General features: G+C 70.2%; 13 protein-coding genes and 1 pseudogene. 6 read left to right on the top strand and 8 right to left on the bottom strand.

Going from position 1 to position 26,258, the window contains the following annotated elements; translation table 11 throughout:
- Positions 1 to 13: 13 nt before the first annotated feature.
- The 5 genes from SALPAC2_RS0102985 to SALPAC2_RS0102965 form a co-directional block, all read right to left on the bottom strand.
- Positions 14 to 6,712, bottom strand: a complete 6,699-nt coding sequence (locus tag SALPAC2_RS0102985; RefSeq protein ID WP_026184353.1) for a type I polyketide synthase — start codon at positions 6,710 to 6,712, stop codon at positions 14 to 16.
- Positions 6,709 to 10,698 carry a non-ribosomal peptide synthetase gene (locus SALPAC2_RS0102980; RefSeq protein ID WP_018215147.1) on the bottom strand — a complete coding sequence of 1,330 codons (3,990 nt, stop codon included), beginning with the start codon at positions 10,696 to 10,698 and terminating at the stop codon, positions 6,709 to 6,711. The genes SALPAC2_RS0102985 and SALPAC2_RS0102980 overlap by 4 nt, the downstream gene beginning before the upstream one ends.
- Positions 10,699 to 10,809: 111 nt before the next feature.
- The gene (locus SALPAC2_RS0102975; protein WP_018215146.1) at positions 10,810 to 11,550 is read right to left on the bottom strand and encodes a class I SAM-dependent methyltransferase; all 741 of its coding nucleotides are present in this window, start codon (positions 11,548 to 11,550) and stop codon (positions 10,810 to 10,812) included.
- Between the two features lie 214 nt (positions 11,551 to 11,764).
- Positions 11,765 to 12,430, bottom strand: a complete 666-nt coding sequence (locus SALPAC2_RS0102970) for a response regulator transcription factor (protein WP_018215145.1) — start codon at positions 12,428 to 12,430, stop codon at positions 11,765 to 11,767.
- Entirely contained in the window at positions 12,427 to 13,260 is an 834-nt protein-coding gene (locus SALPAC2_RS0102965; protein ID WP_026184352.1) for a sensor histidine kinase, read from the bottom strand. The genes SALPAC2_RS0102970 and SALPAC2_RS0102965 overlap by 4 nt, the downstream gene beginning before the upstream one ends.
- 138 nt (positions 13,261 to 13,398) lie before the next feature.
- Between SALPAC2_RS0102965 and SALPAC2_RS0102960 the strand changes: the two genes are divergently transcribed.
- The 4 genes and pseudogenes from SALPAC2_RS0102960 (at position 13,399) to SALPAC2_RS0102950 (ending at position 18,496) form a co-directional block, all read left to right on the top strand.
- Positions 13,399 to 14,085 (top strand): ABC transporter ATP-binding protein, encoded by a 687-nt coding sequence (locus SALPAC2_RS0102960; RefSeq protein WP_018215143.1) that lies wholly within the window; start codon positions 13,399 to 13,401, stop codon positions 14,083 to 14,085.
- Complete coding sequence (locus SALPAC2_RS0102955) at positions 14,082 to 16,412, top strand: ABC transporter permease (RefSeq protein WP_026184351.1); 2,331 nt, start codon at positions 14,082 to 14,084, stop codon at positions 16,410 to 16,412. The genes SALPAC2_RS0102960 and SALPAC2_RS0102955 overlap by 4 nt, the downstream gene beginning before the upstream one ends.
- A gap of 717 nt (positions 16,413 to 17,129) precedes the next feature.
- Positions 17,130 to 17,501, top strand: a pseudogene (locus SALPAC2_RS25715) (RNA polymerase sigma factor); the annotation flags it as partial.
- A gap of 44 nt (positions 17,502 to 17,545) precedes the next feature.
- Positions 17,546 to 18,496, top strand: a complete 951-nt coding sequence (locus SALPAC2_RS0102950; RefSeq protein WP_018215141.1) for a CU044_5270 family protein — start codon at positions 17,546 to 17,548, stop codon at positions 18,494 to 18,496.
- Between the two features lie 43 nt (positions 18,497 to 18,539).
- On the opposite strand, the gene SALPAC2_RS0102945 is transcribed toward SALPAC2_RS0102950, so the two are convergent.
- From SALPAC2_RS0102945 to SALPAC2_RS0102935, 3 genes are read right to left on the bottom strand one after another with little or no spacing between them, the layout of a single operon-like run.
- Positions 18,540 to 19,160, bottom strand: coding sequence for a hypothetical protein (locus SALPAC2_RS0102945; protein ID WP_018215140.1), 621 nt, complete (start codon positions 19,158 to 19,160; stop codon positions 18,540 to 18,542).
- Positions 19,157 to 20,473, bottom strand: a complete 1,317-nt coding sequence (locus tag SALPAC2_RS0102940; RefSeq protein ID WP_020493361.1) for a DUF7224 domain-containing protein — start codon at positions 20,471 to 20,473, stop codon at positions 19,157 to 19,159. The genes SALPAC2_RS0102945 and SALPAC2_RS0102940 overlap by 4 nt, the downstream gene beginning before the upstream one ends.
- Positions 20,470 to 21,162, bottom strand: coding sequence for an ATP-binding cassette domain-containing protein (locus tag SALPAC2_RS0102935; protein WP_018215139.1), 693 nt, complete (start codon positions 21,160 to 21,162; stop codon positions 20,470 to 20,472). Before SALPAC2_RS0102935 ends, SALPAC2_RS0102940 begins: the two co-directional genes overlap by 4 nt.
- A 451-nt stretch (positions 21,163 to 21,613) precedes the next feature.
- Here SALPAC2_RS0102935 and SALPAC2_RS0102930 point away from each other — a divergent pair, with 451 nt between their 5' ends.
- Complete coding sequence (locus SALPAC2_RS0102930) at positions 21,614 to 23,182, top strand: sigma-70 family RNA polymerase sigma factor (RefSeq protein ID WP_018215138.1); 1,569 nt, start codon at positions 21,614 to 21,616, stop codon at positions 23,180 to 23,182.
- Entirely contained in the window at positions 23,179 to 26,253 is a 3,075-nt protein-coding gene (locus tag SALPAC2_RS0102925; protein WP_018215137.1) for a helicase-related protein, read from the top strand. Before SALPAC2_RS0102930 ends, SALPAC2_RS0102925 begins: the two co-directional genes overlap by 4 nt.
- Positions 26,254 to 26,258: the final 5 nt, after the last annotated feature.

The raw sequence follows: 26,258 nt of genomic DNA, 5'->3' as shown, positions 1-26,258 counted from the left end.
TTTCTCTCGTTGACTAGGTGTAATCGGATGGTTGTCGGAGCGGATGCGGCAGCGCCGCGAGTGTCCTGTTGAGGTGCTCGGCGATCGTCTTGGCGGCGCCCCCCGTGAGCAGTGAGTAGTGGTGCCCCGCAACGACCACCTCGTCTATCGGGCCACGCACATGGCCATCCCAACCGAGGCGGGACAGGTCAGGCGCGTCGTCCACGCCCATGCCCACGCCGCTGTTGTGGGGCGACGGCAGCGCGGCCCGGACGAGGAGCAGCCGAGTCGTGGGATCGTTCAGGTGGCCCGCCCGGTGTTCCCCGAGAATCCGCAGGTGCCGCTCGAACACCCGCAGCCGGGTGTCGGCGGTGTCCCGCCGGCTCAACAGGCCGGCGTCGCGCAGCCGTCGCGTAACGGCACGACGAATCTCGTCGCCAGGGCGACCAAGAAGCTCGGCTTCCTCGGCTGGGCCGAACCCGAGGTCCAGGTCGAGGAACGCCGCCAGCGAGTGCAGGTAGCGCACCGCGGCGATGGCCTGCGGAGCACCCCGGCCGTGCAGAGTCCTGATCCGGTCCGGCGTGTTCGAATCGATCATGAAAAGCAGATCGGTATGCTCGCCACGCCGTTCGAGCAGGCAGGCCATCTCGTGGGCCAACGTGCCCCCCATCGACCAGCCACCGAGCAGGTACGGACCGGATGGCTGGTGCTGGCGCACCGCGTCCAGGTAGTGCTCGGCCAGGGTCGGGATGTCCGCGGGCCCGACACCTCCGGTGAGGGCCGGGTCGGTGAGCCCGACCACCGGGCGGTCCTTGTTCAGCAGCCCGACGAGTTCGCCGTAGCAGAGCACGTCACCACCGGACGGATGGACCAGAAACAGTGGGGGCTCGGCGGCACCGGCGCGCAGCAGCAGCGCGGTCTCGCCCGAGCCCGTGCCCACCGAATCGCTGCGCGGCGGCCCGGCCACGGTCGGCCGTGCCGGTCTGGGCGCTTCCCACTCCTCGGCCTCGTCGGCCAGTCGGCGCACCCGGTCGACGTAGCCGGAGAACACCTGGTCCGCCTCGTCGGCGGGTAGGACGTTCTCCAACACGTCCCACTGCAGAAGCAGGGCGCCGTGCTGCTCGATCACCTGGTGGTCGAGCCAGGTCTGCGGCGTACTGCTGATGCCGTAGACAGGGGTGCCCATCCAGTCCAGGTCGTGCTCGCCGCCGAGCGGATCGGTCAGCCCCAGCGCACTGGTGAACACCACGGGTACGGACTCGGTGGCCCCGCTGCGAGCCGATTTCTCGGCCAGCATTTCCAGCGCCGAAAACTCGCGGTGGTCCAGGTCGCGGAAGAGGGTCCGCTGCGCTTCGCCCGCGTCGTCGGCGAACGTCCCCGGGCGGGACCGATCGACCTCGTGCAGCAGCAGGGAGGTGAAGTCCCCGACGACCAGGTTGACGTCCGGATGCACCGATGGGCGGTCGAACAGGGTCAGGGTGATGGCGAACTGCCCCTGTCCGGACCAGGCGGCCAGCGCGTCCCCGTACGCCGCGAGCAGCACGGCGGTCGGGGTGAGGCCACGCCGGGCTGCCTCCGTCCGGAGCGCCTGCCACTGCGCCGGCTCCAGCCGTGCGGTGCGACGCGCGAACCTGGGCCGGATCCCCGGCGGTGCCGGACGGACCGGCAGCGCTGGGGGCCCGGGCAGGCGGTCGAGCCGGTCCCGCCAGTAGCGCGCCGCCCGTTCGCGTTCCGGGCTGTGCGCGCGACGTTCCAGCGCGGCGACGCACGCGGCGAAGGTCGTGCCCACCCGGGGCAGCTCGACCTGCGGATCCTCGTACCGGGCGCGCAGCTCGCGGTCCCAGAGCAGGAAGCTGGCGGTGTCGCAAACGAGCACATCGACGTTGACGAAGAGGCGTACGATCCCGCCGGGCAACCGGGCGGCACGGATGTCGACCAGCGGCCAGCGGCCCGGACGGGGTTCCCGCCCCACCATCTCCGCTCTGATCCGGGAAAGCTTCTCCAGCCGGACGGGTTCATCGAGCGCGGATAGGTCCCGGACCCGGATGCGGTACCGGGGCACCCGATCGAGGATTCGGTTTCGGCCTTCGAAAGTGATGATCGCGCGGAGCATCGGGTGCCGGGCGATCACGGCGTTCCACGCGTCCTCGTATCGCGCCATATCCAGCCCGGGACAGTCGTGTTCCAGGTGGAACGAGCAGGGCACGTCACCGAGCCGGTAGCCACCCGAGCCGCCGACCCAGTACGCGTGCTGTACCCGGGTCAACGGAAACTCCCGCGGCCCGTCCCCGTCTGGTCCGGCCTCCGCGAACTCCAGGCCGGCAGGAGATGCGGTGCCCACCGACGGGCCGGCATCGCCCGTCGGGTCGGACTCGTCGGCCGTCGGCGGTCGCGGGTCGAAGTTGTCGGTCGTCGGCAGGAGCGCCGCCAGCGACGCGACGGTCGGTCGTGCCAGGAGATCCTGCAAGCGCAGTTGGACGCTGTGCTCGTCCCGCAGCCGAGCTAGCATCCGGGTGGCGAGCAGCGAGTGCCCCCCGAGAGCGAAGAAGTCGGCGTCCCGGTCGGATACCTCGAAACCGAGCAGTTCCGACCAGACCTTGGTGAGGGTCGCCTCCGCGTGCCCACGGGCACTGTTCTCAGCCTGGCCGCTCTCCCTCGCGGGCGCGACGTGTCGCCGGGTGCCGCCTGCTCCGCCGGACAGGCGGGGGCGTAGCTCGGCGGGAGAGACCGCGACCAATGCGGGGGCCCGCCCCCGGCCGGCCAGGACGAGTAGCCGATCCAGCGCCCGCATACCGTCGGGCCGCCCAATCGAGTGCCGGGACGCGACGGCCCGCTCGGTGCCGCCCGGGCCAACCCGCCAGCCGTCCCAGGCAACGCTCAGCCAGGCCGTGCCGCTCGCCGCGCCCTGTTGCTCAGCCAGCGCCTCCAGGTAGCGGTTCGCCGCCGCGTACGGAGCCAGTCCCAGGCCGCCCACCAGGGTCGTCGCCGACGACATCAGCAGTACGGTCGCGGGCCGGGCCTCCTTGGGCAACTCCACGAGGGCCCGCCGCAGGGCGACGGCCGCCGACACCTTGGCCCGGGCGTGGCTATGTGCCGCCTCGGGGTCGACCGACCGCAGGGGGGTGACCGCCGTCGAGGCGACCACTCCCGCGCCGTGGACCACGAGGTCCAGCCGGCCGAAACGGTCGACGATGTCACGCAGCAGCGCACCGGTGGCCACGGAATCTCCGGCGTCGACCGCGCGTACCTCCACCGGCAGACCACGGTCGGTCAGTCGCCGGACTGCCTCGATCCGGTCGGCTGCCGGGCTTCCCGGCGCCGCTTCGGGTACCAGGCCGGTACGGCCGGTGACGATGACCCGCCAACCCAGCTCGGCCAGATGTTCGGCCATGGTCAGGCCGACGTCGCCCAGCCCGCCGATGAGCAGGGCGGTGCCGGCATCCGTCCGGTCCGTGACTCCGTCCGAACGGGGCCGCCACGGGTTCACGGTGCGCAGCCAGCGGTGTCCGCCGCGGAGCGCCACCTCTGCTCCGGTCCGATCACCGGTGGCGAGGTCCGTCGCCTCCTCAGCGACCCGGCGGGCCAGCTCGTCCGGCGCCCCGGTCACCGGCAGGTCGACGGCGCGCCACCGCAGTCCGGGGAACTCCTGCGCCAGGATCCGGGGTACGGCGGTGCCGGCGGCGGCGGCCGGGGTCGGTCGGTCGGTGCTCTCGACCTGCTGGACGGCCCGGGTGACGTGCAGCAGACAGCTGTCGTGTGCCCAGGTAGCGGTGAGGCGGGCCAGTTCGGCGTGCCGTAGCACCGCTCTAGTCACCCGCGCGGCCGGGTCGTCGCCGTCGGGCGCGAGGTCGAGCACGAGCACACCAGCGCACGGGATCGTCGCGTCGGCGGCGACGTCGGCGCGGTCGGCAACCTGGGCTCCAGCGGCGATCAGGTGAACCCGTACCGCCTCGACCAAGGGGTCACCCTCGGGCCCGTCCAGCAGCCATCGGCCGGTGATGCCGGCCGGGTTGTCTGGCGCCGGTACGCGGAGCCAGACCGGCACCTGGAAGGGTTCGTCCTCATCCGGGGCGTCAGCGGTGGATTCCGCCCCCGGTTCGGGCGGTTCGATCCACAACGTCCGTCGATCGAAGGGGTGGCCAGGCAGTGGGACCCGCCGCCGGCCAGACCGATGCAGCGCCTCGGCGCTGATATCCACACCCCACGTCCAAAGCTCCCCGGCGGCGGTCAGCAGCGCGGCCCGTTCGTCACCGGGTTCGTCGGGCTCGGGGAAGGTGGCGACGGTCGCCGTCAGGTTCAGCATCGGGTGTTGGCGGGCAAGTTGCAGCAGGCCACCACCGGGTCCGGTCTGCACGACCACGGCCGGGCCGTCGCCGATGGCGGTGGCCAGGGCAGCGGAGAAGCGCACCACGGACCGCAGGTGCGGCGCCCAGTGGTCCGCGTTGGGCGCGGAGGTGAGGAAGCCACCGGTGAGGGTGGTGGCCAGCGGGACCACCGGCGTCCGGGCCTTCACTCCGGAGGCGGCGGCCCGAAGTTCGGGCAGGACGGGGTCGACGAGACGGGAGTGGGCCGCGGCGTCCAACCGAAGTCGAGTGGGTTTGACCCCGTCGGCGGCCAGCCGTGACTCCAGTGCGGCCACCGCTTCCTCGGTTCCGGAGACCACGCACGAGGCGGGGGCGTTGACCGCGGCCAGATCCACGTCGGGATGGTCGGTCAGCAGCGTGGCGATCTCCGTCTCGGGCAGGGGAACAGCGAGCATCGCGCCCTGACCTGCGGCCCGTGACATCCCCCGGGACCGAACCCGCACCAGGGCCGCCGCGTCCGCTACCGGCAGCGCGCCGGCGACCACCGCGGCCACGTACTCGCCCAGACTGTGCCCCACCACGACGTCCGGTCGTACGCCCCACCGGATGAGCACGCGCGCGGTGGCTAACGACACGGTGAACAGCGCCGGCAGGCCGTACGCCGGGTCGCGGGCGAGCCGCAGCGCGGCCGGGTCGGCGCGGTCGGCCTCGATCAGCGCGGCCAGCCGGGGCCGGCCGGGTTCGTCGAACAGCGCCCCGCACTCCCGTACGGTGTCGGCGAACTCCGGCTCGTCGGCCATGAGTCCACGGCCCATGCCGGGGTACTGGGCGCCGCCCCCGGGAAACAGGAAAACAACCTTGGGAATACCGGTGCCCGCCGCGCGGCGGGCGGCGGTGCGCAGAGCAGCGCGGTCACCGATGTGATCACCGGTGACGACCGCCGCGACGCGGTGCCGCCGATACGGTCGCCCAGCGTGCAGGGTGTAGGCGAGGTCGGCGGGTGCCACCGTCGTGGTGTGGAACGTGTCGGCAACATCGGTGACGCTCTCGGCTAGGGCGCCGTCGCTAGCCGCGGAGAGCAACACCAGTTGGGGACGCGGGTCGGGTTCGGGGGTGGGCACGGCCGGTGCGCTGCCCAGCACGATGTGACAGTTCGTGCCGCCGATGCCGAAGGAGCTCACGCCCGCGTACCGCGCCCCGGACCACTCGGCGGTCCGTCGGGCGACGGTGAACGGGGAATCGTCCAGGTGTAGGTCCGGGTTGAGCGGTTCGGCGTCGAGGGTGGCCGGAAGGACCCCGTGGTGCAGCGCGAGCACGGTCTTGGCGAACCCCGCGATGCCGGCGGCCGAGTTGGCGTGCCCGATGTTGCTCTTCACCGAACCCAGGGCGCACCAGGCCGGGCCGACGGAACCAAACACGCGGCGCAAGGCGCCGATCTCCACGACGTCGCCGAGGCGGGTGGCGGTGCCGTGGGCCTCGACGTAGCTGATCTGTCGCGCCTCCACCCCGGCCACGGCCAACGCCTCGGCGATCACGCGCGTCTGGCCGCGTGGGGACGGTGCGGTGAAACCGGTCTTGTCCGCGCCGTCGTTGTTGACCGCCGAACCGTGCAGCACCGCCAGCACCGGGTCGCCGTCGGCGCGCGCGTCGGCGAGCCGACGCAGGACCGCGACGCCGACGCCCTGGGAGTGAACAATTCCGGTGCCCTCGGCGGAGAACGCGCGCACCCGGCCGTCGACGGAGAAGATTCCATCCGGGACATACAGGTAGCCGCGGCCCTGGGGCACGATCAGCGACGCGCCCCCGGCCAGTGCGGTGTCACACTCGCCCGCCAGTAACGACTGAGCCGCCAGGTGCACGGCGACCAGCGAGGTGGAGCAGGTGGTGTTGACGGCGATCGCCGGCCCGGTCAAGCCGAGACGGTGTGCCACCTGAAGCGGAAGGTAGTCCCCGACGGTCGCCATCGCCGTCTGGAGGCTCCCGACCGGGTCGCTGGCGGCGGCGGTGTACCGGCGGGCCAGGTTTCGCATCAGATAGTCACTGTGCGCCGCCCCGGCGAACACCCCGACGGCTCCGGCGCCGATCCCGTTGCCGTGCCCGGCGGCTTCGAGGGCACGCCAGCACGCTTCCAGGAACAGCCGTTGCTGCGGATCCATGAGCGCGGCTTCGGCGTCGGTGAGCCCGAACGGCTCCGGGTCGAACCGGTCCTGATCGTCGATGACACCGCCGACCGGGACGTACGCGGGATGCTCGCGCAACCGTGGAGGCACTCCTCGCTCGCCGAGTTCGTCGAGGCTGTGCCGGGTGAGTCCATGACGCTCGGAGACCAGCAGGTCCCAGAACGCCTCGGTGTCGGGGGCGCCGGGAAACCGGCAGTCCAGTGCGGTGACGGCGATCAACGACTCGTCAGGGTTCTCGGCCGTGCTCACCGGTCCACCTCCTGGGCCCGGGTACGGGCAGCCAGCCGGGACGAGCGTCGGTCGGACGGCGCCGGGGTGGTCGTCGGCCCGAGTGCCTGGGTGTCTTTCGGAGTGGTCAGGGCGGTGATGTGCGCGGCGAGGGAGGCCACCGTGGCATGGGCGAACACGTCCGCGAGCGCGAGTTGGGGCGCGATGCTCTCCCGGAGCCTGCGGTAGGTCAGCACCAGCGTGAGTGAGGTCACGCCCAGTGCGGCGAACGCGCTGTCCGCCCGGACCTGCTCCCCCGTCAGGTCCGCGAGGACCGCGATGACGGCTTTTGTCGCGGCCGGATCAGCGGTACGACCACCGGCGACCGGGCGACCGGTTAGCTCTGGCCCGGACCGGTCCGGCGAGGCCGCTGGCGGTTCGGCGGTCGACGCGCTCTGTGGGGTCGGCGTGCGCTGTGGGGCTGATGGCGGGGCGTCGTCGACCCGTGGTAGATCGGTGGTCCGCTGTGCGAGTTCGATGAGACCATCGGCGGGGATCCGCTCGACCAGCGCGGGGGCGCCTTCCGGGCGGGCCCGGTCGAGCCAATGCGTTGCCGCGACGAGGGCCTGCGCTGGTGACATTCGACCCGGGCGTACAACGAGTGCGACGTCGAGGCCGAGTGCCTCCGCCTCGGCTACCGCCGTGCCGGCCCAGCTGGCGAAACGTGGGGCGGACGTGACCGGGGGTTCCACCGGCGACGCGGACGGCGGAAGCGTTGAAGGACGTGCCGGAACGCCGCCGTCCCCCACCTGGTACGGATTCGGCAGCGCCGCATGGTCGATTTTGCCGTTCGGGGTGACCGGCAGCGAGTCGAGCACGATGAATTTACTCGGCACCATGTAGTCGGGCAGCCGTTCGCGCAGCATCCCGGTCAGTTCGTCGACGGTCGGGACAACGTCTCCCGCCTTCGGCACCACGTAACCGGCCAGGCGGGGGCGCTCGTCGGAGCCGCGCACCGCAGCCACGAGGCACTGCCGCAGAGCCGGGTGCCGACCGAGCGTGGCCTCGATCTCGCCGAGTTCGATCCGGTGACCGCGGATCTTGACCTGCCGGTCGGCGCGTCCCAGGAACTCGATGTTCCCGTCGGTCCGCCAGCGTCCCAGGTCTCCGGTGCGGTACAGCCGCTCGCCCAGCAGCGAGTGCCGGGCGAAGCGATGCGCCGTCTGCTCCGGATCGCCGATGTATCCGCGGGCGAGCCCATCGCCACCGATGAACAGTTCCCCCGGCTCACCCACCGGGCACGGCCCGCCATCCGGGTCGAGAATGTGGAACGACTGGGCCCGCAACGCCCGGCCGTAGGGGATACTCCGCCACCCCGGGGCGACATCCGCCACCGGGTAGGTGATCGACCAGATGGACGCCTCGGTCGCACCGCCCAGACTCATCACCTGGGCCTGTGGGGCGAGCCGACGCAGGCGTTCAGGCAGGGTCAACGGGATCCAGTCGCCGGAGAGCATCACCAGCCGTAGGGCGTGCAACGCCCGGGTCGCGACCTCCGGTTCGATTTCGGCGTACTCGACGAGCATCTCCAACAGCGCGGGGGCGGTGTTCCACACCGTGACGCCATGCCGCTCGGCCAGTTCCAGCCAGTGCTGCGGATCGCGCTGCCGGGCCGGGTCGGGCAGGACCAGCGCCCCGCCCGCGCCGAGAACGCCGTAGATGTCGAAGACGGAGAGATCGAAACTGAGCGCGGACAGTGCCAGCACCCGGTCATCGGTGTGTACGCCGAAGCGGTCGACGATGTCGTCGATGGTGGTGCGGGCGGCGCGGTGCTGGATCTCGACGCCCTTCGGCTGCCCGGTGGAGCCGGAGGTGAAGATGACGTAGGCGGTGTCATCCGGGTTGGGTCGCGATGGCGGTGGGGTTGCGTCGGAGGCGAACTTCCCTGATCGGCCGCCGGGCCGTCCGGCCGCCGTCAGGCGGTGCGTCGACACGCCCTCGGGCCACATGGTCCGGACACCCCGACCGACCAGCGCGTGCCGCACTCCGGCACGGGCACAGATCGTGGCCACCCGGGCATCCGGCCAGGATGGTTCGACCGGCAGGTAGCCCGCGCCGACGGCGTTGACCGCTAGGACCGCGACGACCTGGGCCAGCCCCTTCTCGCAGGCGACCGCCACCAGATCGCCGGTACCGACACCGGCGGTGGCAAGAGCGGCAGCGGTCGTCGTGACGCCCTCGGCCAACCGGCCGTGCGAGGTGACGGCGGTCCCCGCGTACAGGGCCGGCTTCTCCGGCACCCGGCGGGCGGCACTGGTCGCCGGGTCGTGCAGCAGTGGGCCGGCATCAGGGAATGGGTCGACGTCCAACGGCTCCACGGGCAGGACGAAGGGATCCCAGGCCAGGCTCGGGTCCTTCCACGCGTTGGCCTCGGTGAGGCGGTGCAGCAGCCGGACGTACGCGTCGAGCATGCCGCGTAGGTAGCCGTCGGGAAAGGCGTCAACGACACCGTCCCAGGCGATTCGGAGCACGCCGCCCTCGTCCCACACGATGTGGTCGAGCAGCACTTGGGGGGTCTGCGAAACGCCGAAGACCTCCGCGCCGAGCCAGCTCGCCGGAGCCGCGGTACCGTCGCCGGCGAGTCCCACCCCACTTGTGAAGACGACCGGGTAGGGCGGGGCGCCAGAGCTGTCGCCGAGCCCCCGCAGCACATCAACTCCGGAGACCGACCGGTGGTCCAGGTCCTCCCAGAAACGACGGTTGAGCTCCGTCGCGTAGCCGGCGAAGCCACTCCACGAGGCCGGGTCGATCCTCGGGGTACCCACCAACGCGGTGGTGGTGAAATCACCCACTACCAGGTCGATACCCTCGGGCTTTTCCGGACGCTCGAAGAGGGTGGTGTTCAGGCAGACCTGCTCGCCGGCGCCCCACCGCCCGAGGATCACCGCGAACGCGGCAAGCAACGCGGCGGTCGCTGTCACGCCGTGCTCGCTACACCGGGTCCGGAGGATCCGCCAGGCCTCCGCGTCGAGCTGGCCGGCGTGCCGAGCGAAGCGGGGCGGCACGGTGGAGTCGACAGCCCGGGTCACCGGTAGGCGTGGCGCTGGAGGAAGCTCGGCAACACGGGCTGTCCAGTAGGCGCGGTCCCGTTCCCGCCGCTGGGTCCACTCCAGATCCGTCTCCCGAGCGCGCAGCAGGTCGGCGAACTCGGCGGGCGGCTCGGGCAGGGAGGCCGTCGGGTCGGCGACGAGTTGTCCCCACTGCCGCATCAGCAGCATCCAGCCGGCCATGTCGGTGATCAGCACGTCGAAGCCGACGTAGAGGCGGGTACGACCGTCGGGTAGGAACGCCGCGTGCAGGTCGAACAACGGCCACTGCCCGGTCGGGCGTACCTGGTGGGAGCGGTCGTGCCGGAGCGTGGCCAACGACTCGTCCACCTGTGCGGGCAAGGCGCCTCGCAGGTCGGTGACGCCGATGCGGTAGGGACCGGCCGTGGGCAGGATCTCCCCACGGCCACGCTGGTCGACCACCATCCGCAACATCGAGTGGTGGTCGACCAGTTGGTTCCAAGCGACTTCGAGTCGCTGGAGGTCGGTTGCGGCATTGTCGCTGACCCGGTCGTACTCGTAGTAGTAGAAGGTGGCCACCCCGCCGAGGACCAGGCCTGACTCGCGCCCGACAAGGTAGGACTCCTGGACCGCGGTCAAGGGGAAGGCCGACCGGTCGCCCGGCTGCCCGCCGCTGCGCTGCCCGCCTATTCCAGCGGTGCCGGCTGGCTCGTCAGGGGCTTTCGACAGGTGCCGGGCGAGGTGCCTCGCGGTGGCGTTGTCGAGGAACGCGGTCAGTGGGAGGTCGTGCCCGGTGCGCTCCCGGATCCGCCGGCGTAGCCGTACGGCGGTGAACGACTCCAGCCCCAGGGCTGTCAGTGATGTTTCCGCATCGATCAGCCCCGGATCCGTGCCGAGGACCTCGGCGATGCAGTCGAGTACGTCGTCGAGGACCGCTTCGGGCGTCAGGGGCAGGTTCATCCGGTCTCCGTAGCTGCGACGGCTTTGTGGAGCGCGCCGCCAGGTAGAAGGCGGCCGGCGCACCGGAGACACTAATTGAAAATGATTTCCAGTTCAACTCCGGGGTCGGGGTCAATCCTGTGCGCGGGTCGCGACGTACAGGCCGGCGTCGGGATGCCCGATTTGCCGCATGGTCAGCCCATGTTCCGCCAGTTCCTCGCGCAGCTCCGCCTCGTCCATGACCCACCAGTCGTAGTCCACGGCCACCTCGGAGACCGGTGATCCCTCCGGCGACCGGGTCAGGTAGGTCATGCGCCACCTGATCTGTCGTTCGCCGACCGCCCTGGCGCTTGCCCAACCCTCGTAGGTCAGACTGCCTACGCTTCGGCTGGCCATTCGGGTTCTCGGAACCTCGACCGGACGCGTCGGCGGAGCGAGGTTGACGACCACACGGCCCCCGCGGACCAGTCGCGGGACGACACCCGCCCACAGTTCATGCCTGTCGTCCGGCGACAGGTGTCCGATCATGTTCATCGCCACCAGCGCCCGCACCCGGTCGGGCAGTGGCACGCCCAACGCGTCGGCCGACGAGACCGTCACTCGCGAGCTCAGGCGTTCGTCCTCGTGCGCTCGGGCGAGGAGCACCGCACGGAGCGCGGGTGAGGGCTCCACGGCCAGCACCGGCGACCCGTCGGGCAGGCTGGCGCAGATCACCGCGACGCCACGCCCGGTGCCGGCACCCAGGTCCACCGTGACGCCGGTTTCGCCGCGGAGCTCATGCAGGGCCTCGGAAAGTCCGGGGGCGAAGAGGCCCCACGCATCGGCGATGAGGAGGTCAATGTACTCGGCTGACTGTGCGTACGGATCGTCCATGTCTTCCTCCGAGCTCGTAGGTTCTAATGATTATGACAATCGTTTCATTCGAAGCCACCTAGGCTCCGAAGCTGACGCGCGAACAGCTGTTGCGCAGCCGCCGGACCTCAGCCGTCGGCAGCCGAACCAAAGGTGACCCACCTCGGTAGGACGGTGCGGATCGCCCGTCGCGGCGATCGTGGAGGGCGAATCTGGGCCGGACCGGATGCCCAGGTCAGCGGGACGGGTCGCCAGGGCGTACGAGACCGGTCTCGTACGCCAGGACGACGGCCTGCGCCCGGTCCCGCAGGTGAAGCTTGGCGAAGATCCGTGCTACGTGGGTCTTGACGGTCGCCGCGCTGAGCGTGAGCTTCTGGGCGAGTTCGGCATTGGACAGGCCGGCACCGAGCAGGGTCAGCACCTCGAGCTCACGCGGGGTAAGCGGGCTGAGGTCGTGGTGCGGTGGCACCGGGGCGGACTCGGTCGTGAACCGCTCCACCAGGCGACGGGTGATCACAGGGGCGAGCAGGGCATCGCCGATGGCGACGAGGCGTACCGCGTTGGCCAGGTGCTCGGGGGTCACGTCCTTGAGGAGGAAGCCGCTGGCACCCGCGGCGAGCGCCGCGTAGACGTACCGGTCGAGGTCAAACGTGGTGAGCATGATGACCCGGCAGTGCGGTAGCAACGCCATGACCTGCCGGGTGGCGGCGAGACCGTCGAGGTTCGGCATCCGGATATCCATGAGAACCACATCGGGATGGAACCGTCTCGCCGCGGAGACGGCCTCAACCCCATCGGCGGCCTCACCTACCACCTCCACCCCGCGAGCATTGAGGATCATCCGGAATCCGGTGCGGACCAGTAACTGATCGTCAGCGATGAGAACCCGTGGCCCGGTCACGCCGAGTCCAGGGGGATGCGGGCGCGAACCCGGTAGCCGCCGCCGAGCCGACGTCGAGCGTCGAGGTCGCCACCGTAGACCGCGATCCGCTGGCGCAGGCCGCGCAGGCCACGGCCGGCGCCGTCGGCCGGTTGCCGTGCCGCGGGCTGGCCGGACAGGACGCTCGGCCCCGGATTGAGGACCTCGACACGCAGGTACCGGTGCGCGTACCGGACCTCGACCTCGGCCCGGTCGGCTTCGCCGTGCTTGAGCACGTTGGTCAGCGCCTCCTGGATGATGCGGTACGCCGTCACGTCGATTCCGGTCGGTAGGGGATGCGGCTCGCCACTGACGCGTACGTCGACCGGCAGGCCCGCGAAGGCGATTCGATCGACCAGCTGACTCAGCTGGCTCAGGCTCGGCTGCGGCGCGTACTCGTCGGGCGTTTCGGTGGCTTCCTGGCCGTCGGCGGCGGGGGCGAGCAGTCCCAGCAGGTGCCGTAGCTCCGTCAGCGCACCACGACCGGCCCCCTCGACGGCGGCCAGCGCCTCGGCGGCCTCGGGTGGGACCGTCTCTCCGGCGGCGCCCAGCACCTCCCGCGCGGCACCGGTCTGCACCACCATCACGCTGACGTGGTGACTCACAATGTCGTGCAGGTCCCGGGCGATGCGGGCCCGCTCGGCGTCAACCGCGGCAGCGGCGGCCGCTTGGCGCTCCCGTTCCAACAGCCAGCCCCGCTCCGCCAGGACCCGGCGGTGCCGGTGACGAGCACGGGCCGCGGCGATACCGAACGCCACGGCGGCTCCCGCTGCCACACCTGCTGCCGCCAGCGCGGCGGCCAAGGGAATCACCGGGCCACGATCTCAGATCGGGCGCGGGCGCGCATCGGTCCCTGGTGGTGGCGGCGTACATCGGCAGGATGACACCCGGCGCCGAGCTACATCCCGGCGGGGACGATTCCGACATGGAAGCCGACCTAGCCTCGGGCCATGACAACGGTGCTGCGCCTGGATGAGGTGCGCAAAGAGTACGGCGACGCGACGGCCCTGGACGGTGTCTCACTCCGGGTCGGGTCGGGGGAAGCGGTCGCCATCATGGGGCCGTCGGGCTGCGGTAAGTCGACGCTACTGAACGTGATCGCGGGGCTGGACCGGCCGAGCGCCGGGCGGGTCGAGGTGCACGACGAGGACCTCGGCGAACTCAGCGAGGCCGGGCTGGCCCTGTTCCGGCGACGCCGCATCGGCTTCGTCTTCCAGTTCTTCAACCTGCTCGACGACCTGCCCGCGCTGGACAACGTGGCGTTGGCCGCCCAGCTGATGGGCGTACGGGCCGGGCAGGCGCGGCGGCGGGCGCTGGAGCTCTTCGAGGAGCTCGGAATCGCCGACCGCCGTAACGCCTACCCGGCGACGCTCAGCGGCGGGGAACGGCAGCGGGTCGCCGTGGCCCGCGCGCTGATGAACCGCCCGGCGCTGCTGCTGGCCGACGAGCCGACCGGAGCGCTCGACAGCCGTACCGGCGAGCAGGTGATGGACCTGTTGCTCGACCTCAACCAGATCGGCCAAACGCTGCTGCTGGTCACCCACGACCCAGCGGTCGCCGAACGTTGCGCGAGTCGGGTGGTGGAGTTGGCCGACGGCCGGATCGTCCGCGAGCGGGCACTGGAGCGGACGGCATGAGCGCGGTATGGCGAGCCTCCCGGGCGGCGGTACGGCGACGGAGGTTCCAGACCTCGGTGATCGCGCTGGTGGCGCTCTGCGCAAGCGCGACGGTCGTGCTGGCGGCGGGGCTGCTGGACCTGTCGAGCGGCCCCTTCGAGCGGGCCTTCGCCGCGCAGCGCGGCCCGCACGTCATCGCCACCTACTCGACCCCGGCACCGCCCACGGGCGGCACCGACACCGAGGCGGTCGCCGGCCCGTTCGGACAACTCGTCTTGGACGTTCCGGCGGACGGCGGGCCGGTCTGGGCAACCGGACCGCTCACCGTCGTCGGCCGCGCTGACCCCGCCGGACCGGTGGACCGGGTAGACCTCTGGGCCGGGCGGTGGGCCACCGACCCGGACGAGATCGTGGTGAACATGTTGCCGCCGTCGTCACTGAGCGCGGCGGACAGCTTCACCCAGGACGTCATCGGGAAGATGATCACCACGCCGGGCCGGCCGCAGCTGACCATCGTCGGTGTCGCCTACAGCGTGTCCCACACCGCCGACGCCTGGGTTTCTCCCGCCACGATGGCCCAGCTTGGGCCGACCACCGCCCAGGTGCTCTACCGCTTCCGCGACGCCGCGACCACCGAGCAGGTGGAGGTGGCGACAGCCAGCCTGCCACGTGATGGTCTGCTCGCGGCCAGCTCCTACCTGACCCAGAAGGAAGCCGTCGCCGCCGGCCCTGGCACGATCCTGCCGTTTCTGATCGTCTTCGGAGCGCTCGGCCTGATCGTCGCCGTCCTGATCGTGGCGAACGTGATCAGCGGCGCGGTCGTCTCCGGATTCCGGCACATCGGCGTGCTGAAGGCGCTCGGCTTCACACCGCGTCAGGTGGTGTCCGTCTACCTCGTCATGGTGACGGTGCCGGCGACGGCCGGTGCCGCTGCCGGGGCTGTACTGGGCACGGTCGCTACCCGTCCCCTGATCGGCATCGCGTTTCAGGGCCTTGGCTTAGGCGGTCAGCTCGAGACCGGCGCGTGGGTGCCACTCACCGGGCTCCTCGGCGTCCCGGCGCTGGTCATGCTGACCGCCCTCGTTCCCGCGTCCCGCGCCCGCCGGTTGTCCGCTGCCGAGGCGATCAGCGCCAGCGCCACGCCGAGGACGGGGCGCGGGCTGCGGGTGCAGCGCGCGCTCTCCGGGATTCGGCTGCCCCGGGCCGTCAGCCTGGGTCTGGGGCTGCCCTTCAGCCGTCCCGGACGGACCGGGCTGACCATGGCGGCGCTGTTACTCGGCGTCACCAGCGTGACGTTCGCTGGCGGTCTGGCCGCGTCGTTGGTCCGCTACGGCCAGGCCGTGGACCGCGCCGACGCCGTGCAAGTGCAGGTGCGCCCGAACAACCCGTCCCTGGGCAATCCCCCCACCGACCGCACCGACCCGCAGGTGGAGTCGCTGCTACGCGGGCTGCCTGGAACCTCCCACGTCACCGCTGAGCTGCCCATGCAACTCACCGCTCTCGGCCACCGCGACCCGGTCCCGGTGAGTTTCCTGCGCGGCGACTCGGCCACCCTCGGCTATCAGGAGCAGCTCGTCGAGGGCCGGTGGATGACCGCTCCGAATGAGGTGGTCGCCTCCTCGGCCGCCCTCCACCACCTGGACGCCCAGGTCGGTGACCGGTTGGAACTGGCCTATGCCGGTGGCCACGAGCCGGTGACAATCGTGGGCAAGACGATCGAGGGCGCCTTTGACCGCGACACCATCTTCGCCGACTGGCAGCTCCGCACCCGCCTCGCACCCGACCACCAGGTGGTGAGTCACGAAGTCCTCTACTACATCCGACTCGCCTCCGACACGCCGGTCGCCACCTACCTGGCCGCGGTTCGCCAGGCAGATCCAGGCCTGTCGGCCTGGTCAGCCGACTCCGGCCTGGGTAACTCCTTCACCGTGTCGGTCACGATCATTTCTATCGCCTTCGCCTCAATCATCGGCTTGGTCGTCGCGCTGAGCGTCTTCAACACCGTCCTGCTCAACACGCGAGAACGTCGCCGGGATCTCGGCATGCTGAAGGCGATCGGGATGACGCCAGGTCAGGTGGTGACAATGATGGTGACGTCCATGGCCACGCTGGGCTTGGCGGCGGGTTGCCTGGGCATCCCGCTCGGGGTGGGTGCGCACCGCCTGGTTCTGCCGCTGATGGCCGAGGCCGCGGAGCGCGACCTACCGGCCCGAATCACCAACGTCTGGACGGTCGGCGGTCTGTCCCTGGTGGTGCTCGTCGGCGTGGCGATCGCGGTCCTGGGCGCTGCCCTGCCCGCCAGAAGAGCCGGCCGACTCCCGATCGCCGCGGTTCTCCACAGTGAGTGAGCCTTTCCGCGTAACGGGCCGTGACGTTGGCTGATCAGGTGGCTTGTTGGTGGTCGGTGTGGAGGATGACCAAGGCTGCCGCGACGGTGTCGCCGACTTTCCAGGGACAGAGGCTGATGTTGCGGATCCGGGGCGCCCCGAGATGGTGGCCGGCGATGCCCCGAAAAGGTTGGCGCGTCGGCGGGCACGGATTGCCGGCGACGCGGATGAGGAGGGGTACACCGAAGCAGCATCGATTGACACTAATGGGCATCAATGCTGATGGCCGCTAGGATGCCAGCGTTACGTTCGCTGTCGAGCTGCCCCACCGGCGGGACCGACACCAAGGCTCGACTCGGGCCGCCGCGAGCAGGTGCTATCAGCCGGAATAGAACGGGATGTCGATCGAGGCGGGCGCGGGTATTCCTGCGCCCCATCCATGAGGGCAACTCGACAGCGGGCGACACAGCACCACCTAGCCCCGGCAGGACGACGCACGACCGCCCGCCCGCCCGGATGCCCGCCCGGCTGCAGTGACGTCCCGGCCGGTCCGGACAAGCCGGACCGTCTCCTACCGCACCGGCCTCGTTGCGCTGAATGGCTCAGTAGGCCAAGAGAACGTCGGATGGCCGCCGGCCGCTCTGGTCATCGGCCGGCGGCAGACGCTCTTGGGTGGTTTCTCGTTACTGGTGGTGATGTCGCGGCTGGTGCCGGACATAAGCACCAGTAGGAGGTGCCATGGGTGGCAGCGAAGACCGTTTCACCGAGTTGTACGAGCGTCACCACGGTGACGTGTGGCGGTATGTGACTCGCCGCATCGTCGGCGCTGAGGTCGGCGATGTGGTCGCCGAGGTCTTCCTCGTCGCGTGGCGCCGCCTGAATGAAGTTCCGACGGAGCCGGCCCTGCCGTGGTTGTACGGGGTGGCGCGCCTGGTACTGGCCAACGAGGCCAGGGGACGTCGACGGTGGCGGGAGTTGACGTTGCGGGTTGCGGCGGAGCGGGATCAGGCAGTGGTGGCGGATCACGCGGACGAGGTGACCAGCAAGCGTGACGTTGCCGTCGCGTTCGACCAGGTCCCGGCGACAGATCGGGAGGTGCTTCGGCTGGTCGCCTGGGAGCGTCTGACCGCTGCCGAGGCGGCGGTCGTTCTCGGGTGCTCGCGGGCGACGTTCACCTCGCCTCCGACCGCGCCGCTCCCCCGGCCAGCCGGGCGGTGCTACGACGCCGTCTCGTACTGGCGGCCGGCGGGGTGGTACTGGCGGTGGCTGCCGGTGCGGTGGCGCTGGAGACAGTTCGGGAGCCGCAGCCGGCGTACGCGGCCACTCCGGCGATGCTCACCTACGGCCCGCCGGCGAGCGCGGAACCGGCCAGTACCCGGCTGCGGCGCCTGGCGGAGGTGGCGGCGGGGCAGCCAGCACCGCCACGGCCGGCCGGCACGGTGGAGCACCTGGAGTCGGCGAACTGGTTCCTGAACTCCTCGGTCACCGACGGACGGACGACGTCCGCAGTTGTGCCGGAGCAGTGGCGGTCCTGGCGGACCGAAGACGGCGCCGGCCGGGAGGCCCTGAAGGCACTGCCCCCGATATTCCGGTCCGAGGCCGACCGCCGGGAGTGGAAGCGGCGCGGCGGCCGGATCGACTCGTCGGAAGAGACGCGCGACTACACCGCCGGCGAGTACTACAGCCACTGGCAGGGCCCAGTGCCCACCGACGCCACCGCGCTACGCGAATGGCTCACCACGGGCGTGCCCGCCCACGAGGCGCCGGTGCAGTATCTGGAGTCCGTTACCGAACTCGCGGGGGTACGGCTGCTGAACCCGGAGCAGCGCGCGGCGGCACTCAGACTCCTCGCTGAGCTGCCGGGCATCACGGTGACCGGCACCGTCACCGACCGTGCCGGACGGGCCGGGGAAGCGTTCTCGATCACCTCCGACTTCCATGGCCTGCCCGCCCAGTACACGGTGATCATCGATCCGGGGTCCGGCGCGTTGCTGGGATACGAGGAGGTGCTGACCGAGACGGCGGGCATGTTGAACGTGCCGATCCCCGCGGTGATCACCTACCGGTCGTACCTGGTCGCCGAGTACGCTGCCATGCCCCGCTGACAGACTCCGGGGCATGCCTCTTGGATCAGCGCGGCTGGGCCGGCTACCGGGCGACTCGCCATCGGCCCAGCCGGGCAGGCCCGCTTCGGTTGAACCGCCACACCGTTACCGCCGAACCGATCCCCAGCAGCAGTGCCGCTTCGGCGAAGGCCAGTGTGGAGTGGGTGTCGGCGACCGGCCACGCCCACCAGTGCACCAGGCCACCGTGGCCGGTGCCGAAGAGCGCACTGACGATCACCGCGCCGACTGGGGCCAGCGCCGCGAGTCGGGTGCCGATGATCGGGGCGACCAGTTGGGCTAGCCCGAGGAAACCGATGAGGTTACGCAGGTATCCGGGGCCGAGCTGCCACGAGCCGGTCGTCGAGGTGACGCCGACCAGAATCGCGGTCACCAGCACGATCGTCGCGGCGGCACCCAGGTCCCGAGCGGCCACCAGGCGGACCGCGGTGGCGTCCAGGTCACCGCCGCTGCGGTCGATGCCGTGCCAGAGGATGACGATCGGGACGAGCGGCAGCAACAGCGCGAACACGATCGGCACGAGCAACGCCCCGGCCAGACTGGGCAGCGGCAGCACCTCACCTCCGAGCACGATCGCGGCGGCGAGGCTCCCGGCGAACGCGACCGTCACCGCGGTCAACGCGCGGGTGCGCCACCACCAGATCACCGCGGCTGCTCCGATGCAAAGGAAGCTGGGTCAAGTCGCGGCGGGGTGGTGCAGTCGCCCATCGGCACCACGTTGGCGCGGTACCAGGCGAGCTGCTGCTCGTTGTCGAGTTCTTGACGTACCCGGAGCACCAGGTCCATCAGCTCCGGCGGGGCGGTCGAGTCCAACGTCGATGCCGGCACGCCGGCTGCCAACGCCACCCACACCGTCAACGCGGCATCGTTGTGGGCGCCTGGCCACGGCCCGTGGGCCGCGCAGGGCGGAAATGTGTCCGGCACAAGGCTGCTCGCCAGGCTCCGTACCACCATCTGCGGGTCCGGACTGGCCGGCGGGTTGATGGAGACCGCCTCAGCCGCGTTGCCTTGTTTGGTGTCGGCAGCGCGGACGTCGCTGGTCACCGTCTCCGGCAGCATGAGGCCGACCTCGCCGAGCCGGGAGTACGCCGCTGCCAGCACCGGGTGGATGACATCTCGGGCCTGCTCCTGCTCCGGCCACAGGCACAGCGTGGGCCGCTGCCCAGCACACCGCGGTGCTCCGTCGCGCGGGGCACTAACCGAGGGGCCGAGCGGCAACGCCACCGTGACCGCGACCAGAAGCAGGGCGGTGCCGCTCACCGCACCGCCGATGCGAGACAGCCGGCTTCCGCCCAGCGCGATCAGCGTGCCAACACCGATGCCGACGGCGAAGAGCACGGTGGCCAGCACCGCCCGGCTGTCCGGCTGATAGCCGATCGAGCAGCAGCTTTCAAAGGACAGTCCGTTGAGGTGCCGGATCCAGAACGGCTCGACCGCAGCCGGGTAAGCCAGCCACACGTAGGAGCCACCCAGGCTGGCCGGCAGCGCCAGCGCCGGCGGCAGCCAACGCCCAAGACCGTAGCCGACAATGGTGTGACCGGCCATCACCACCAGGTAGACACCAATCAACCCGAGCGGCGGGACTCCGGGCGCACCGACTGCCGCAGGCGCGGTCGACAGCACCGCTGCGGCAACCCCGAGCACCCCCATCACCAACGTCGGCGCCACCGCGACGGCAGCGACCACCCACACCGGCCGAGCGATGCCCAGTTCGTTGACGCCGCCGCCGCGGTGCCGCGCCCCCTCCCAGGCGGCGCAGACCGCGCAGAGCGGCACGAGGATGAACAACATCAGGTTGGCCTCGGCCACCGCGGCCATCCAGTACCCGGACGTGACCGTATCGGTCACTGCCGTCCCCTGGAGAAGCACCAGGGCGAGCATCGGCCCGGTCACGTAGATCTCCGCACGAGCGCGCCAGGGGTAAATCGTCCGCCAGCTGCCAGCGCTCCGCTCGTTCATACCTCCGCACCGATCAACTGCGCGTAGGAGTCCTCGGCCCGTCGAGACAGCTCGACGTTCGGCTGCGCCAGCGCCATAAACTCCGGCACCCCACCGTGGAACCGCACCACGCCGTGATCCAGCACCACCACCTGCTGGTAGATATCACTGATGTCTTCGGTCTGATGCGTCGACACCAGCAGGTCGACATCGCCGGCAACCCCGTTGAGCACCTCCCGCAGCACCCGCCGCTGCTGCGGATCCAACCCAGCCGAGGGCTCGTCCATCACGACCAGCTTCGCGTCGTGAACCAGGGTCTGCGCGATCCCGACCCGCCGGAGCTGACCACCGGAAAGCGTCTTACTGGGTCGTTCCGCCAGCTCCCCCAGGCCAACCCGACCCAACGCCTGCGCCGCGTTGGCCCAGGCATCCCGGCGGTTGAGCCCCTTCAGCCAGCCCGCGTAGGCGACCTGCTCCCGCACCTTCAAACCCGGCATCGCCACGACGCGCTGCGGTAGCCAACCGACCGAACGACGGTAGCGCGACCGGGTACGCCGGGCGTGACTGACCAGCCGACCAATGCGTACGGTGCCGGCGTCTGGCCGCAGCAGCCCCACGATCAGCGACAACAGCGTGGACTTCCCGGCACCGTTGGGACCGAGCAACACCGTCGCACCGGGCTGAAGCTCGATGGTCAGGTCACGGAACACCGGAATGTCGGCACGGTACTGAAAAGTACAATCCTGGAGAACTGCAGACACCAGCTAAACCTCCTGAGATCCAGGACGACCGAGGGCCAATGCCAACAGCAGGGGTAGCTGCCGGCCGCGCGTACTCACCATGATCAAGCACAACTTGGATAAATTTGACCCCCGTGCTCAGCGGCAAACGCCGCCAGCCTCTCGGCGTGATGAGCATGAGCCGTAATGTGAATCTCGAATTCCCCCGCCACCTCAAGCACCGACGGAGTCTACGCGCGCAGCACTCAAGCTGGAAGACCCGCTGAGCGCGTCCCGCACCGACGAGTCATGGAACATTTGTTCGATTCATGTTCTTTGTCGCATCCATTCCCTACGCTGAGCGCTACCAGCCAGGGGAGGAAGCATGACTACCGCCATCATCACCTAAATGGTGCGATCCGCGAAAGCGTCTGCTGCACTCATGGACGAACTACGAGCGATCATTGACAACCGGGACGTACACCAGGCACAGTCCGCGATCGCGGAGTTCGTCGCCCGGCACCGCCTTACCCGCAGCGACATTGATGCGCTCGTGGTGGCGCTGGCCCAGCCGCAGGCCAGCAGCGACCGCACCCGTCCTCCAGACGCTACCCCAACGCCCCAAGCCCAGGTCGCCCCCACCGCTACCACCACCAGTGCCACCGAGACCACCAGTACCGCCACGACCACGACCGCGACCGAAACCGCCACCGAGCCGGCGGTTAGCGGGGCTGAGGCCACACTGGACGACGACCTACCGGACAGTGACGTCGGGTGGATGTTCGATGACGATCCGGTGCCTCCCGATCCCCTTCCCGCAGACGATGCCGTCGGCCGGGCGTTCGAGGACCTTTTCGGAGACTGGATCCGGACGGGGGGAAGGCTCACCCGTGCCGACGTCGCCCTGCTGGCAACCCGGCGAAGCCTCACCGCGGCACAGACCGGTGAGCTACTCGGCCTCTTGGCCGACGCTGGCGTTGACCTCCCAGCCTTGGCCAGCACGGGACCGGTCAGGTCCGGCCGACCGGGCAACGAACCACCCGACGACACGGTTCGCCAGTATCTCCGGGAGATCGGGCGATACCCGCTGCTCGACGCCGCTCGCGAGGTAGAGCTCTGGTCGTTGATGAAGCAGGGCGCAACGGCTCGGGCCGCACTCGATGCCAACGGATCGGACCTATCCGCGACGGACCGCCGGTCGCTACACAACCGTGCGATCGAGGGGCAGCACGCCCACACGGCGTTGGTGTGTGCGAACCTGCGGCTCGTGGTGTCGATCGCCAAAGCCCGGCAATACCGCCAGACCGGCGTCGCCTTCGCCGACCGCATCCAGGACGGCAACACGGGCCTCATCCACGCCGCCCACCTGTTCGACGGCTCCAAGGGCTACAAGTTCTCCACCTACGCGACGTGGTGGATCAAACAGAGCATCGAACGGGGCATCGGCAACCACGGCCGGATCATCCGCGTACCCCTGCATGTCCACGAACGGATCCAGAAAATCCGGCGGGCGACCCGGAAGCTCACCGACCGGCTGGGTCGAGAGCCGACGCTCGACGAACTGGCCGACACCACCAGCATGGAGCCAGGCAAGGTCCAGGCGATGCTGGAGCTTGCCCAACCGGCTCTCAGCATCGACCTGTTACTCAGTGTGGATGGTGACCTTCGCCTCTCGGACGTCCTCGGCCACGACGAGGAGCGTGATGGGCGCACCGACCCGGCAGCGATCGTCGAGCACGCGACCCTGCGCGGCGAGGTCGATCGCCTCCTCCGCACGGTGCTCCCCGACCGAGCCGTCGACGTGATCCGCCGCCGGTTCGGCCTCAGCACCGGCGCGGAAGAGACCCTGGACGACATCGCCGCAGACCACGGCGTCAGCCGCGAACGGATCCGCCAGATCCAGGGAAAGGCCATGAGCAAGCTGCAGCGGTCGACGGAGAAGCTGGCGCTGCGGCCGTACTTGGGCAGCGAACCGGGGCGCGGCGCGTCGACGGAGAGGAAGACCCGATGAGCGGCAGGGTGGTGCAGTCGCTGGAGGAGGCGTGCGATGCCTTCGTCACCTGGCTCGATCGGCGGGTGGTCGCCGCGGGTCGGGGCGACGGACTGGATCGACTGGACGTGGCCCCATCGGGAACCTTTTGGCTGGGACGACTCGGGTGCGAGGACGAGGTGCGGAAGGGCACCGGCGACGACCGAGCTGAGCGGCTGGACCCGTGCGCGATCGGCATCCGGCTCCGCCCGGCCGAAGCGCCGCCGTGGTCGATGACGGTGACGGTGCGGGCCCGCGCCTGGGTCAGGGACCCCAGGGATGGTCCGGACCCAAACCGACGCTGGTGGCGTACCGGTCCCGTCGAGGAGGAGATCGGTGTCGTGGCGGGCGCCGAAGGTGAAACCTTCGGGGCCGAGCAGCTGCGAGCCGCCTTCGCCGCGGTGGGAGCGCCGGGGCGGACGGCTGAGGTCCGGGTCGAGGTGGAGGATTGGCATCAGGACCCCGAGCTGGTCGTACAGCTGGTCAACACCAGCCCGGGGAAGTCCCGCGATCTGACCGACTCGCACCTTTATGAGACACAGCTGGAGGTCTCCGGTCTCCGCACCACCCCGTTCCAGTTGGAGGCGCTGCCGGACAGTTTCCGCTACGACCGCGATGTGCCGGCGTACGGCCTCAACGTGGGTGTCGAGGTGCCCGCACCCGGGGTGTTTCGCAGTTCGGACACCACCACGGTGCAGACCGTCCGCCCCGACTATTGGAACAGCAGCCGGCCGGAGCCGACGCTGTCGTTCGAGCGGCTCGCCGCCGACCCGGTTCCGGAGCTCACCGCGCTGGTTGACGCGCTCGAAGCGTACGACCGGGCCCACTGGTCCGCCTCGGCGCTGGGCGCCCGGGAGGCGGCTGAGGGCTGGACGGCGGAAATGCGCGCCGAGGCGGACCGGGCGGCCGCGGAGGTGTTCGCCGAACTCGACCGGCTCCGGACCGGGCTGCGGCTACTGGGGACCAATAGCGACATTCGCCAGTCGTTCCAGCTGATGAACCAGGCGATCGGGTGGAGCGCGAAGGGGCGCGGCTACGACGCCTGGCGGCCGTTCCAGGTTGGCTTCCTGCTGTCCGCGATCCGCTTCCTCGCCGAACCCGCCGAGGACGCGAAGTTCGTCGACACCGTCTGGTTCGCCACCGGGGGCGGCAAGACCGAGACCTATCTGGGGCTGTTGTTGACGACGGCCTTCTTCGATCGGCTCACCGGCAAACGCACCGGCGTGACGGCCTGGTCCCGGTTTCCGCTCCGGCTGCTGAGCTTGCAACAGACGCAACGTTTCGCCGACGCACTCGCCGGCGCCGAGCTGGTACGCCGGGATGCGGTGGCGCGTCGGGTGGCCGATGTCAAAGGTGCGCCGTTCAGCCTCGGGTTCCTGGTCGGTCAGGCCGGTACGCCCAACAAGATCGTGCCCAGGCCGGCGGACGACGAGATCGGTCCGGATAGCCCGGGCATGCCGGACAAGTACCGGGTACTGCTGCACTGTCCGTTCTGCCGGGACGAGAAGCTGCGGATGAGGTTCGACCGGCAACGCTGGAAGCTGGAACACCACTGCACCAACCCGCGCTGCCCCTGGCGACGCGGGGCACTGCCGGTGTACGTCGTTGACCAGGAGATCTTCCGCTTCCTCCCGACCGTGGTGGTGGGAACGCTGGACAAGGCCGCCTCGATCGGCCTGCAGCAGGCGATGCGTGGTCTCGTCGGGCCGCCACAGAAGGTCTGCTCGGTTGACTGGCACGGCTTCACCTATGCGAGCAGGTCGAAGGCGCCCAACGGCTGTCTGGTGCCGGACTGCCAGGGGACGCTCAGGTCGCTACCGATGCCGGCGGACCGGTTCGCACCGTCGCTGCGGCTGCAGGACGAGCTGCACCTACTCCGCGACAGCCTCGGTGCCGTCGACTCACACTATGAGAGTCTGCTCGACCACCTACAGCAGGAGCTGTCCGGTAGCCAGGCCAAGATCGTCGCCAGCAGCGCGACACTCATCGGGTACGACCGGCAGGTCGAGGTTCTCTACCGGCGGGAAGGCCGGGTCTTCCCGCAGCCGGGTCCCCGCTCCGGTGAGTCCTTCTGGACGCTGCGCAGGTCGGAAAAGCTGCGGCGGTTCGTGGCGGTCGCGCCGCGTGGGGTGACGGTGGAGCACGTCAGCGACCGGACTCTGGACGCCCTCCAGCGCAGCGTACGGCGGCTGGCGGACGAGCCGTCGGCCGTCTGCACGGAAGCCGGCATCGATCCGAGACATGTCGAGGAACTGCTCAGCCTCTACGGTACGAACGTGGTGTACGGCTCCACCCTGTACGACGTCGAGGCCGCCGGCCGAAGCCTCGGCAGCAACAGCACCGTCGATGGCATCAACGTCGAACAACTCACCGGGCAGACCGACTTCGATGAGGTGCGGGACATCCTGGAACGGCTGGAGAAACCAGAGGAAAAGTTCTCGGATCGCATTCACGTGGTAGCGGCCAGCTCGATGTTGTCGCACGGGGTGGACATCGACCGGCTCAACACGATGGTCATGCTGGGCCTGCCGTTGACCACGGCCGAGTTCATCCAGACCACCGCCCGGGTCGGTCGTCGGCATCCGGGCCTGGTGTACGTCCTGCACAAGATCGGCCGGGAACGCGACGCCCAGACGTTCCGGCACTTCGACCAGTACGTTCGCCAGGGCGATCGGTTCGTTGACGCTATCCCGATCACCCGCCGCAGCCGGCGCGTCCTCGCCCTCACGCTTCCCGGGCTGGTTTCGGCGCGCACCCTGATGGTGCACGAGCCCGCCAGCAGGCAGCGGTTGAGCAACCCGGCGAAGCTGCACCAGTACCTCCACGACGTGGAACTGACGCCCGACGTCGAGGCAGCGGCCGTGGCGGAGCTCCTCGGTCTCGACGGGCCGGAGGATTCCCTGCACCGACAGCAGATCGCCGAGTGGGTCCGGGAGTGGTTCACCGGCCTTGCGGACCCCACCATCACGGCGCGTTTCATCAGCGAGATCGGTCACCCCTCCCCCATGCGGAGCCTTCGCGACGTCGAGCCCCAAGCTCCGATTCACGAGTGAAGGCG

It is taken from the genome of Salinispora vitiensis, from assembly GCF_000378825.1.
GTDB classification, from domain to species: domain Bacteria; phylum Actinomycetota; class Actinomycetes; order Mycobacteriales; family Micromonosporaceae; genus Micromonospora; species Micromonospora vitiensis.
The sequence above is the reverse complement of the archived record's forward strand: the minus strand, read 5'-3'. Positions and strand labels throughout refer to the sequence as shown.